At 44.9% G+C, this 12,635-nt stretch carries 10 protein-coding genes and 1 pseudogene; 4 read left to right on the forward strand and 7 right to left on the reverse strand.

The window, feature by feature from the left end; all coding sequences use genetic code 11:
* Nucleotides 1–158: 158 nt before the first annotated feature.
* Entirely contained in the window at nt 159–281 is a 123-nt protein-coding gene (locus ON16_RS15400; RefSeq protein ID WP_081579695.1) for a rubredoxin, read from the reverse strand.
* A gap of 33 nt (nt 282–314) precedes the next feature.
* A complete protein-coding gene (locus tag ON16_RS12275) occupies nt 315–1,667 on the reverse strand; it encodes an oxygen-binding di-iron domain-containing protein (protein WP_040663118.1) in 1,353 nt (450 codons plus the stop codon).
* 511 nt (nt 1,668–2,178) lie between these two features.
* On the opposite strand from ON16_RS12275, the gene ON16_RS12280 reads away from it, so the two are divergent.
* The 3 genes and pseudogenes from ON16_RS12280 to ON16_RS12290 all read left to right on the forward strand — a co-directional run bounded on the left by ON16_RS12280 (nt 2,179) and on the right by ON16_RS12290 (nt 5,229).
* Nucleotides 2,179–3,111, forward strand: a complete 933-nt coding sequence (locus tag ON16_RS12280) for a tyrosine recombinase XerC (protein WP_040663122.1) — start codon at nt 2,179–2,181, stop codon at nt 3,109–3,111.
* A gap of 144 nt (nt 3,112–3,255) precedes the next feature.
* Nucleotides 3,256–4,143, forward strand: coding sequence for a tyrosine-type recombinase/integrase (locus ON16_RS12285; RefSeq protein ID WP_040663124.1), 888 nt, complete (start codon nt 3,256–3,258; stop codon nt 4,141–4,143).
* A pseudogene (locus ON16_RS12290) lies at nt 4,136–5,229 on the forward strand (IS91 family transposase). The gene ON16_RS12285 and the pseudogene ON16_RS12290 overlap by 8 nt, the downstream one beginning before the upstream one ends.
* Nucleotides 5,230–5,554: 325 nt before the next feature.
* Here ON16_RS12290 and ON16_RS12295 read toward each other — a convergent pair.
* Together ON16_RS12295 and ON16_RS12300 are read right to left on the reverse strand one after the other, a co-directional pair.
* Complete coding sequence (locus ON16_RS12295) at nt 5,555–6,475, reverse strand: carbon-nitrogen hydrolase family protein (protein ID WP_040663127.1); 921 nt, start codon at nt 6,473–6,475, stop codon at nt 5,555–5,557.
* Nucleotides 6,476–6,594: 119 nt separating this feature from the next.
* Nucleotides 6,595–7,086 carry a GNAT family N-acetyltransferase gene (locus ON16_RS12300; protein ID WP_040663130.1) on the reverse strand — a complete coding sequence of 164 codons (492 nt, stop codon included), beginning with the start codon at nt 7,084–7,086 and terminating at the stop codon, nt 6,595–6,597.
* A 290-nt stretch (nt 7,087–7,376) separates the two neighbouring features.
* On the opposite strand from ON16_RS12300, the gene ON16_RS12305 reads away from it, so the two are divergent.
* Entirely contained in the window at nt 7,377–8,369 is a 993-nt protein-coding gene (locus tag ON16_RS12305) for a linear amide C-N hydrolase (RefSeq protein WP_040663133.1), read from the forward strand.
* 279 nt (nt 8,370–8,648) lie between these two features.
* On the opposite strand, the gene ON16_RS12310 is transcribed toward ON16_RS12305, so the two are convergent.
* The 3 genes from ON16_RS12310 to ON16_RS12320 all read right to left on the reverse strand — a co-directional run bounded on the left by ON16_RS12310 (nt 8,649) and on the right by ON16_RS12320 (nt 12,426).
* Nucleotides 8,649–9,044, reverse strand: coding sequence for a hypothetical protein (locus ON16_RS12310; RefSeq protein WP_040663137.1), 396 nt, complete (start codon nt 9,042–9,044; stop codon nt 8,649–8,651).
* Between the two features lie 324 nt (nt 9,045–9,368).
* The gene (locus ON16_RS12315; protein ID WP_081579716.1) at nt 9,369–10,982 is read right to left on the reverse strand and encodes a P-loop ATPase, Sll1717 family; all 1,614 of its coding nucleotides are present in this window, start codon (nt 10,980–10,982) and stop codon (nt 9,369–9,371) included.
* 298 nt (nt 10,983–11,280) lie between these two features.
* On the reverse strand, nt 11,281–12,426 hold the full coding sequence (locus ON16_RS12320) for an IS256 family transposase (protein WP_040663140.1): 1,146 nt from the start codon (nt 12,424–12,426) through the stop codon (nt 11,281–11,283).
* Nucleotides 12,427–12,635 lie beyond the last annotated feature (209 nt).

Genomic DNA, 12,635 nt, shown 5'->3' on the forward strand with positions numbered 1-12,635 from the left:
TTACAAATATTCAAGTGCAAAAAAACAAAATAGGCGGGATAGTTCAGCAGTGCAAAAAAAGGATGTATTTGACTGAAGCTATCCTGAAAAATGACGATAAAAACAGGCCGTCCCCCTGAAGAAAAGAGGGAAACGACCTGCTTTTTCATGCCAATCGTTTATTCTTCCGGCTTGAAGTGGCTCTTATCGGCATCGCATAGAGGGCAGGTGTAGTCGTCGGGCATGGGACCTTCGGTAGCTTCGTCATAGATGAAGCCACAAATATCGCATACATACTTCATAAAAAGACTCCTTTCTATTTGTATTTTATTTTGTCAGGTTAGGGGCTCAAAATCACTGGCAGGACGATGGCAAATTGGACATTCAAAATTGTCCGGCAAGGTATCTCCCTCATAAATAAAGCCACAGACCTTACAGACAAAGCCCTTGGGTTTGGACGCTTCATTGTCCTCGACGAGGGCGGGCGTATCTCCGTGTACGGAAGCAGCCAGAGCCTTGGCCAACGCCTCGAGTTCCTGATCCTGGCCGGGAGCCAAGGCGGATTTCAGTGTTAAGGGGGCCTCCAGAACCTCTGTATTCTTCATCTCGCATAGGAGCTGAGACATCAGCTTTCCACTGGATGGAGCCCAGGAGCCATTTTGAATCAGGGCCACCTTTCGGTTTTGCAGGTTGTGGTGCGCCATGACATGAAGCAGATTTTCCATGGAAATAAAGATGCCGTTGTTATAGGTGGTAGAGGCAAAGACAATGTGACTGTACTTGAACAGATCGGACAGAACATAAGAGTAGTGGGTTACCGAAACATCGTACATGTCGACAGGAATCCCCAGTTCTGCCAGCCGACAGGCCAGAATGTTGGCTGCGGCTTCGGTCCCACCGTAGACCGAGGCAAACGCAATTAAAACACCCTGAACCTCCGGCTCGTAGGCGGCCCACTTGGAGTATTTATCCAGCATATAATCCAGATTTTTTCTCCAAATCGGACCATGGAGCGGACAAATCATCCGAATATCCAGCTTGACGACTTTGTTCAACAAAGAGATTACCTGGGGACCATACTTGCCCACAACGTTTGTATAGTAGCGCCGGGACTCATCCAGCCAGTTTCGGTCGAAGTCCACCTCGTCAGCGAAGAGAATTCCGTTTAGCGCCCCAAACGTACCAAAGGCATCGGCAGAAAAGAGAATTTGATCAGTGGAGTCGTAGCTGACGATTACCTCAGGCCAGTGAACCATGGGAGCATTATAAAAGGTGAAGTGATGCCGCCCCGTGGAAAGGGAGTCTCCTTCGTCGACTAAGACAACTTTCTTTGGATCAGTGCAGTGAAACTGGCGGATCATATTTACGGACTTTCCGCTGCACACAATAGTGGCTTCCGGATGACGGAGCATTAAGTCACCCAATGTGGCGGCGTGGTCGGGCTCCATGTGGTGGACAAAGACATAGTCCAGCGCGCGACCGTTAAGTGCGTACTCCAGATTTTCGAAGAACTGGGCCTGGACCGCACGGTCTACGGTATCAAACAGGACGGTTTTTTCATCCAGAAGCAAGTAAGAGTTAAATGACATGCCTTTAGGGGTGGGGAGGACCGCCTCAAAATGAAGATGCTGGCGGTCACTGGCGCCAATCCAAAGCAAATCATCGATTACCTTTCGAATGCAGTGCATAGCAAAGCCTCACTTTTTCAGAATGTGTTTTTGATTCAAGCAATGCGGCATCAAGTAAAAACTTGGCAATGGATGAAGAAGGAACATGCTCGACGCAAGAGGATGATAACTGCAATATAGATATTAGCCGAGAGTAAAATAAAGGTGCTTTTCTTATTTTCATTGTACTGTCTGTCACCGTTTTGTCAAGTGGCAAGAGCGGCATTATATCATTTTTGGGCACGATGACCTCAAATGTCGCTTCGTCCCAAAAACTGTGGAGGTGTTAATGATAACTACGAGCGAATATTCAACCAGCGCGGGCAAAGCGGAGATCGTATCGTAACTGAACATATATTGCAGAAATCAAGTAATCGTCGTCTATGTACTTTGCGGTGGAGGCCTTCGACAGTGAGAAGGAGAAACTGGCCGCGTCGGAGAATTTCTCTATTTACTATTACTTCCCAGTATGCTACTACTGCGTCTATTTCTTTTGCATATTGTCAAGACTCCAATCAAGGAGGGATACTATATGCAGTCAAACAAATCCTGCCCCATCATTGAGCAATACCTTGCATACTTGATAACCGTCAAAGGTCGAAGCCCAAATACCATATCGGAGTACCGATTAGATCTGCTCCAATTCCTTTGTTATATCGCTAATTCAAGGGGATATACACACTCTGATTTTAGCTTTGCAGACTTGGATTTCATCCGGTCCATCCGCCTTGGTGATATGTATGCCTTTTTGGCCTATTGTCAAGAAACATTGAATGCAGCGCCAGGCACCAGATACCGAAAGATTGTTTCCATGCGGCAATTCTGGAAGTATCTCAAGACAAAGGTGCACTTAATTGACAACAACATAGCAGAAGAATTAGAGACACCAAAGTTGCCCAAGCGAAATGTACGGACATTGACATTGGAAGAGTCTGTACGCCTGCTGATACAAGCAAAATCTTGCTCAGCTCGTGACGATTGTATTATCACTATTTTTCTCAACTGCGCCTTGCGTTTGTCCGAGTTAGCATCGTTGAATATTGATCAGGTTGACTCCGATGTTATCTCTATCATTGGCAAAGGAAATAAAGAGAGAAAAATTTATTTGACACCCGCCGTTAAACAATCACTTGCAAAATGGCTTGCCATCCGTAGCACGTTGAAGGTCGATAGTAATGCACTGTTTATCTCTAGGAATAGAGGCAGGCTTACAACACGTTCCATACAAAACGTCGTTAAAAAGCATATCGTTGCCGCTGGCATCAATCCAGAAGGTTTGTCCACGCATAAGCTTCGCCACACTGCAGCTACACTCATGTACAAGTACGGGCATGTAGATATTCGATCTCTTCAGCAAATTCTTGGTCATGAAAGCATTGCTACCACGGAAATTTATACGCATGTGGATGACCGCCAGTTGCAAGCCGCTGTGAATGCCAACCCCTTGGCCATGATGTTCACTTGAGCATCATGGCTTAAACATAGCACTAAACCGCTAGCGCGGTAGTATCTAAACCCAAAATTTTCCTTCTATTAAACCTGCTGCAAATGCGGCAGGTTTTCTCTTTATCCCGTACAATGGAAGCATCACTTTTAAGGAGATGGTTCCATGACAAATGAAGAGGTCTTTTCTCGAGCCTACGATGAGGTGCGACTGCGAGGTTTGTCGCCCAAAACAGTTGAGTCATATCTGGGCCGGCTCAAGCTGTTCCTCAAGTATTTCAATGACCAACCCATTGAAGAAATGAATGAAATTCAGATTCGTGAGTACTTATTGTACCTGTTGGATTCGGGACACAGCGCGGGAACGGTCAATGTGTGCAACAGCGCACTGCGCTTCATTTTCGGCGCTGTTTTGGGGCGAAACCTCAATTACCAGCTAATTCATCGACGGCGCGAACACCGGGAGTTTCCGGCATTGATGAGCAAAGAAGAGCTTGCTCATTTCTTTTCCAGCATGGGCAGTCTCAGTGACAGAGCTATGTTTGAAACCGTATACGGTGCCGGATTGCGTCTGTCTGAAATAACACGTCTTCGCGTACAAGACATTGATAGCGATCAGATGAGAATCTTCGTCCATCATGGAAAAGGTGGCAAAGACAGATATACACTGCTCTCCCAGCGCAATCTGGAAGTGCTGCGAGAGTATTGGAGAGAATACCGACCAAATCATCCCGAGGGGTATTTGTTTTATCTCAGAAAGCAGAGGCATAAAGTATTAACGACGCGCTCAGTTCAAAATGTCTTTCGCAACTGCTGCAAAAATGCGAGGTTTCCAGATACTTACACAGTACACACCTTACGCCACTGCTTTGCAACACACCTCTTGGAATCTGGTGCTGAAGTCTGCCAAATCAAAGAACTGCTTGGTCATACGTTCATCCAAACAACTGCATTTTATCTTCACATCGGCAACATGAACAAGCAGATTCAAAGTCCGTTGGACTCGCTGCCTAAAAAGCGGGGCCGCAAACCGAGGGTGTCATCAAATGCCTGAAGTACAAGATGTTTTAGAGCAGTACGGGGAAGGTTACCGGCAAAGTCATCGGCTATCCATGGCTCAACATAAAGCGATGAACTCTATTCTCAATTGCCGCACGACCAGACTGGGAGGGCACATGGATCACTGTCCGGAGTGCGGATACCAAAGGCCATCCTACAACTCGTGCCGTAACCGGCACTGTCCGAAATGCCAGACACTCACCAAAGAACGTTGGATTGACGGGCAAAAGGGAAATCTGCTCAATGTGGGCTACTTTCATGTGGTATTCACCGTACCGCAGGAGCTAAATCTATGGATTTACCGGAACCAGCAGGCTTGTTACAATCTGCTTTTTCGCTGTGTAGCCGAGACGATACAGGAGTTATCCGCGGACAAGAAATATCTCGGTGCTGCCACCGGACACGCCGCTGTGCTCCACACGTGGGGGCAGAATCTCTGCTTCCACCCACACATACACTGTATTGTTCCGGGCGGCGGTCTTTCCAAGTTGGGCAAATGGCTTCCGTCTCGGAAAAAGTTCTTCATACCAGTGAAGGTGTTGTCCAGAAAATTTCAAGGCAAGTTTTTGGCGCTGCTTAAGCAGCAGTTTCCCAGCATAGAACCATCTTTGCTGAATGAGTGTTATCATAAAGAATGGGTGGTTTACTGCAAACCGCCTTTTAAAGATGTGGCTTGCGTGGTGGAGTATCTGGGACGCTATACGCACCGCGTCGCCATCTCCAATAACCGAATCTTAAAGCTGGAAGCTGGACAGGTCTCTTTCAAATGGCGGGACTACCGGGACGGCAGCCGCTGGAAAGTCATGACGTTGAGAGCGGAAGAATTTATTCGGCGCTTTCTGATGCACGTCCTGCCGACGGGATTTATGAAGATCCGGCACTACGGTTTTCTATCCAGTCGTGGCAAGCAGAAGAAGCTGCACATCTGCAAGGTACAGACGGGCACATCACTGAAAAAAGAGAAAAGCTCTCCACTGAGGCCCTCATCCAAAAGATCCTCGGCAGAAAGCCCTCTCAATGCCCAAACTGCGGCTTTTGCGGTCTGCTTCGAACCGGACTCGCACCACCCACAGCCTGCTAAATTACAAAGCCTTTTTAAGTCTGCTCCAAGGGCAGGCTGGCTTTGCTGCACCCATTCTACCATAGAAAGGAAAGAATTGATAGGACTTCTTCCGAAAACCGCGCTTTTCAGGTGTCTGAAACACTATGCTTTGAGGAGCGAAATGAATGCTTTCCCCATAGCTGCCAGAAACCCGACCGCGGTTTCGTGCTATGGAATTATCCAAACATGGGCGACGCAGTTTTTGCTGTGTCGTTCTTTTTTGCGCCCATGCTCGGATAATTCTCTACTCATTAGACGAAGTTAAACTCAATTTCGAAATTGACTATTTTGGATTCGAACTTGTTCATTCGTGGATAGTCAACTCCAGTACATCCGGCCTTGCATAGTGCCCACAAACATCAAATTCCATACGGCTCATAGGGACCTTTTGCATATCCAATTCTGCATACATAATTTCTTCTTTGTCCCATACCGGCGTTGTTTCATAATGTCCGTATGGGTCAATAATACAACTCCCGCCTCGGCACACGGTTTCAGGGAGCTTTTCAATTTCATCCGGGCAGTGTAATTGCTGCGGATACATTGCTTTTGTAAAGTACATGTTGCAATTTATGAAATAGCAGTGTCCTTCAATTGCGATATGGCGAATGGTAGCCTGCCATTCCTCGTTGTCATTTGTGTTGGGTGAAATGTAGAGCGTGACACCTTTTTGATACAAGGCAACACGGGCCAGCGGCATATAACTATCCCAACAGATTAGGCTTCCCATAGCACCCCACGGAGTATCTACAATCGGGAAATATCCTTTGTCTGCATCCCCCCAAACAACACGCTCCGCACCGGTGGGTTTTAGTTTCCTGTGAATGGCAACTAATTCCCCATCTGGTGAGAAAAGCAGGTTTGTGTTATAAAGTGTCGCTGTGACAGCATCGCGTTCCGATACTCCGATACTGACATAAGCGTGTGCCTCTTTTGCGGCTTGACCTATACGTGCGGTTTCCTGACCTGGTACAATAATGGAATTATCATAGTACATTTTCCAATCCTTGCGCCCATCAGCATTACGGCTGCCAACGGAAAACCCAAAGGTCATTCCGTATGGATATCCAGGAATAAACAATTCAGGAAATACGATTAACTCCGCATTCTCTCCAGCAGATTTTTGAATCAGGTCAATTGCTTTTTCTACACAATCATCCTTATCAAACATGATGGGAGCAGCCTGAATTACAGCAATCTTACATTTATCGTCCAATTTTTTCATAATGTTCTCCTTAATAAATTTACTAATCATTGAGTTTCTGAACTTGTATATCATAAACAAACTGCGAAATTCAAACGCCCTGAGAGCTTGCCAAGTTTACTCAAAATGCGCCATTCAACTTATAGAAGGTGATAATAAGGGCAGATGTCCTCATAATGACCGTCTTTCATACGGAATCCACCCGGAATAGTCCCTAGTTGCTTGAAGCCAAGCCTCTCATATAAATGTCTTGCATGCGTATTTGTTGCGACCACAGCATTAAATTGCATAATTCTGAATTCATGCTGCTTGGCTTTAATAAGGCAATCCGTTACTAACTTCTCGCCAATATGTAGTCCCCTACTTTCGGAACTGACTGCATAACTCGCATTACATATATGACCGCATCTTCCCTCATTATTGGGGTGAAGTATATATAGACCATATATCTTTTTGCTTTCACGATCTTCTGCTACGGCGCAATATGTCTGTAAACTAAAAAAGGCATTGCCGGTTTCCAAAGTCAGAAACTCTTCTTGAGGAAATGCGATTCCCTCCTCAACGACTTCATTCCAGACATCAATCATTGAGGTGACGTCAGCAGCTTTATACGCTCGTATTTCAATATTCAATTTAAAATTCTCCTTTTCCATTAAAATCGTAATGGCTAATTAAACTTTGCACTTTAGGTAAATCATAAACATAATAGAAATTTAATAAAGAATTTAGCTTATTCAAGTTTAACCTGTGTGACATGAGAACCGTCCCCACGTCACCGCAGGATACTTTCAAGGTCAAACAAAATCGCCCTGATCATATCAGGCCTCCTTAAATACTCAAATATCATAAATCCCTGTAAATCATAAAGGCTACATTTCGCATAGTATGCCTTATATTCAATTGTTGCGGGAGGATGAAACCTATGTGCACAGCAATCACGCTGCAGACTGTACAAGGAGAAAACTTTATTGGCAGAACCCTGGACTTTTCATATCAACTTCATCCTCATTTTTATTTTGTGCCCCGAAATTACCAGTGGAGAAATGCCGTGACCGGCAGACTTGAGCGCGGTCATTATAGCTTTATCGGAATGGGGCAGAAAGTCGACGGAATACTCGGCTTTATTGACGGGGTCAACGAGCACGGATTGGCGGCTGCGGCGCTTTACTTTGCCGGATACGCCAGTTACGATACCGCAGCGTGGGATTCGTCGGCAATACAGGTCGCGTCCTATGACTTTCTTCATTACATTCTGGGAAACTGCGTGTCGGCTGAGAACTTTTGCGCTCAGATGAGCCGTGTCCGTATTATCGGGATGACAGATCCTCTGACACAGACCGTTGCGCCGCTGCATTGGATCGTTACGGACAGTACCGGGCAATGTATCGTGCTTGAGCAGACGGAAAGAGGCACGGAGCTCTTTGCAAATCCAATGGGGGTTCTGGCTAACAGTCCCGACCTTCGGTGGCATATGACAAATTTGCGAAACTACATGGAAGCGACTCCCCGGCAGATCGAGGAAATCGACTGGGGCGGAGTCCGTCTGTCGCCATTTGGTCAGGCCGGGGGAACAGTAGCTTTGCCCGGCGGGTATACCTCGCCTGAACGGTTTGCACGGGTGGCATACCTGAAATCGCATGTTCCGCAACCGGAAAGCTCCCAGGCCGCGATATCCTCTTTTTTTCAAATCATGAAGGGTGTATCTATTCCAAAAGGTGTCGTTGTGACTGACCGGGGAACAGATGATTACACGCAGTATACAGCTTTGATAAATACAAACAGCGGAGAATATTACTTTAATACCTATGAAAATTTGCAAATAAAAAAGGTGAGCCTTCGAGCTCCGGAAACGTCTTCCACCACGTTAGTTGATTTGGGAGGGATAATGCAACCCATGACCTTTGGAAAACTATAACAGATAGAAATTGCTGGTAAAATGATGACCGTTTTAATCAGTGGTTAAACTATGTACTCTGTCCAAATTACAAGCATGCCCGAAAACCCAATACGAATGGGCCTGTTTTATAAACAATCAGTTTGAGCCTTCTTCGCATAGTGGTACTAGTCTACTAACTTCTAATTTCTTTGCTGCTTGCAAGCCCAAGGGATACCCCTTGGGCTTGTCTCGTATTAAACATAATAGGTAATTAAGTCCCATATAGAATCGCGGCATATTTCTTATTTGAATACAAGACTAGCCCTCATTTTGTTTCAGTTTGCGCAGTGCACGCAGCGATTTATCAAGAAGAATACTATCAAACAGTCCAATAGTAGCCCAAAGAATATCATCCAGTTGTTTGAATTGCAGATAGTATACCATTACAGCATAGCAAAGGACGATCAGCATTGTAAAAGATGGAAGAGATAAAAAACCCCAGCTTCCAACATCTCCTAGCTCATCGGCTTTTGTGTTGACGGTATCCTGTATAATTAAAAGAAAAACCGGAACAAGCATCAGACATAAAAAAACAAGTATGGAAACTGAAAATGAAAAAAGTGAGATCGTCATAAAGGCAAGGTAAATAACGAAAAAAACAACAGACGCGATGGAAAAGAAGCGATGTAGCGCAGCTTTATGGTTCTCATCCATTTACTGTTACTCCTTAAAGAAAATGCTTAGATTTTTAAGCAAGATACATTATAAGTGCTAGGCAAATTCAGAGTGATGATCGGATGCGTATCTCAGCCAACTAAAATCTTAGAATATCCACCGGGACAATCCCAAGAAATAGCTCTAACATATTGAGTCTCCTCTAAATTCCAAATTTATTGCGTTTATAATTGTCTCCGACTCTGAGATTGCTAGAGGAGAGACTGCGCAATATACCAATTTTTTCAAAGTTTCCCGCATCTCCTGCATAGTTGATTTACAGTCTTGTGGTTCTCCTTTAGCAGTATAAACAAACTGTGAAACTCAAAATATCTGTAAAGATTTGTACAATCCTCTATGAACTATCATAGTTTCGTTAAAATTAAACCGTGGCGATTTTTTTGAAAATCTAAATATTGATTGTCCTTTCATCGAAGGTTGATTTCCAATTACTCCGGCATCAAAAAGGTTTAACAAGATATTTCTTACGTCACCTTGAGGAATCAACCCCCTTTTTACAAGTGCATTATACTCTCTTTCAAAGTCGGCGAATTGAAAACTCTGCTTTCTAATAGTCGATAGTAAACCCAATATTTCATTGATCTCTGGAATAACTGCAAATAATTCATCAATTGTTTCTCTTTTTAAGTATTCCGAAAAATCGTCATCTGCATCTTTTACGGATTGTGCCGATATGATTTTTTCAGAACGCGCCTTTGCCAACGTTGCCGCTTCTTTGACATATTGGATAAAATCTCTTGGTCGCATTTCTGTACTCCGCTCGATATATGTGTAGATTTGCATTTTTCGAGTTTGTCGGTTACCCATTCTAACCATATTCATTTCAAACAGACGGTTCCATACTGAATAAAAATCAGTATCAGGAATGTTATAGGAAACACAGAGTCTATGCGCAAGCATATTCTGTATTTCTGCAGTATTCCACTCCAAATCAATAATAGACTCATACCATTTATTTTTATCAGAGTCTTTTATACGCGCATAAATATCGCTGCGGAGAAACACAACCGGAAAAATATGCTTACCATAAGGATCAACAATACTACGCACATCCTGTACCGCCTTGAAAAGACTTGTTAGCATACTCATGTAATTGTCGCGTTCTTGCTCCGACGGAAAGTCCTTATAATCTTCATCTAACTCGTCAAAAACAATATAATAATTAGATTCGTCCCAATAATTCAGAATAACTTGTTGCAATATCTCTATCGCATCTATCCAAGTTGTACTTGAGTTTTGCTTCTCTCTTTCATAATTGAAGCCAATACCGAATAATTCAACCCCGAATCCTTTGCTTGTCCATTTCTCAATAAGGCGAGTTAACGACTCTGCTGGTGAATCCCCATATAATGCTATTAGTTTATCTCTCACACTTCGATCAATATTTTCGTTGCAAGTCATTTTTTTGCATATATACGAAAAAATAAGGTATTTCCATATGGAAATGAATTGATTTGGTGTTGTGTATCCACTGTTGTTTGCCAACGAATACAGCAAATTAAATGGGAAGTTCTTAAATGTTAACTTATCTGAAAAAGTCGTACTCGCTTCAATTTCGCAAAGATGTTGAGCTATCGCCGTTTTTCCACTGCCTTTTCTGCCTATAACATATGATTTTTTTCCAGAGGTAATAGCCTCTACCTCTTTTACATTATAGAAGTAAGCGTTATTTTCCTTTTTTGATTCGATACTCCAGTTTTCTATTATTTCGTCATATACCTGTTGCGTAGGGGAATCAATCGGTGCAATGTAAGCACTATTCTTGATAAAGTGTTTTCGTTTCTCTCTACATTCTTTACACCGCTTTGGTATTGATAACCCCTTGGTCTCATAAAATTCCTTTTCCCCCTGCGTGAAAAAAGCTTGGCCACACTCTGTACACTTTAGTAGAAAAATTTCGTCATTGCCATTATCCATCTTTATTGATCCCTTCATATAATTTAGTTTCTCATTATTGCTATAATGGGACTACAACGGTATGTTTGAATTACCAAAATTAGGATACACCAAAATAACGCCAATATCAACAAGAAAAGCGCCCTTGGGCAGTTTTAGTCCCAAGGGCACACAATTACCAAAGCGATGTTTGATTGTCAACCGCCGTGGCTAGAAGCTGCGGCGGTGTTTTTTTGAGTAACATTTGATAGGCAGCCGGATCTATCGGTAGTGTCAAGAATTATGCGCAAATTGGTTTGCAGTCTCTGAGAGAAAGTCGTTAGCCCGCAGCAGAGGCATCCTCGCAGATGGCCTCCAAGTGCTCCATATTCATGTATTTCTTGTTGCCCCACTGGGTGCCGGCCACATGACGCAGGCGGGCACAGACTAGCATCAGTGCGGAATTTCCGTCCGGGAAGCAGCCCACCACGCGGGTGCGGATGCGGGTCCAATGCTGGAAGGGGAAATCCGCATAGGTCAGGGTTTCTTCTACACCGTCCTCGATCTTTTTGGCGGCATCCCTGAGCTTCATCTCACGCAGTTCCACTACCACAGCCGCGGCCTTCTCCCGGGCAGCCTTCTTGCTCTCCTGGGCGTGGATCGCCTTGAGCATCTTGGCAACGAGCTTCACCTTGGATTTGGGCACAGCGGAGAAAACATTGCGGTAGAAGTGCACTACACAGCGCTGGTATTTAGCATCCGGGAACACCTCGCCTACAGCCTCCAGCATGCCCAGACACTTGTCGCCGACGATGAGCTTAACGCCGCCTAGGCCACGGCCTTTGAGCCACTGGAAAAAGCTGACCCAACTGGCCTTGTCCTCTTTCATCCCCTCAGCAGCATCCAAAACCTCACGGTAGCCGTCCTCGTTGACTGCGATTGCCACCAGATTTGCTACATTTTCGTACTCTCCTCCCCAGTTGCGGCGAAGGTAGCTGCCGTCTACATAGACATACGGACACTTACCGCCCTGCAAAGGGCGATTGCGCCAGTCCTCAATATGGACGTAGGCTTTCTTGTTCAGTTCGCTGATGGTGGAGGGGGAAACCTTGCTGCCCCAGAGGGCTTCTGTGATGTCCTCCACCCTGCGCACAGAGACGCCGGCGAGATACATTTCGATGAGCGCTTCCTCCACGCTGCTCTCTCTGCGGCGGTAACGCTCAATGATGGCGGTCTCGAAAGAGATCCCTTTGAGTCGGGGTACTTCCAGTTTCACGTCCCCGGAAGTGGTGGTGAAATTGCGGCTGTAATGACCGCTGCGGTAGCCCTGACGCTCCTCGCTGCGCTCGTATTTGGCAGCTTGCGTCAGTTTCTCAGCTTCAGCCTCCAGCAGGCCGTTGAGGGTTTCTTCCACGCTGCCACGGACTAATTCTTTGATGTGCCCCTTGATTACTTCCTCGTTTAACTGTACAATTTTCTCGGACATGGTTTGCTGTCTCCTTTCAGAATGGTGGTGTGGTTGCTTCATTCTAACAGAGACCTGCAAACCGTGTCCTTTTTCATACCTCTTTGAATTTGCGCAACTTATTGTACCTTATCAGAAAGTGAAACAATCTGACGGTTATGTGTTAAAAAGAAGGTTATAAAAAATCGAAAAATAGTAGAGTGGGCAGTTTGGTATACTGCCCACTCTAC

This window comes from Oscillibacter ruminantium GH1 (assembly GCF_000307265.1).
Lineage (GTDB): Bacteria > Bacillota > Clostridia > Oscillospirales > Oscillospiraceae > Oscillibacter > Oscillibacter ruminantium.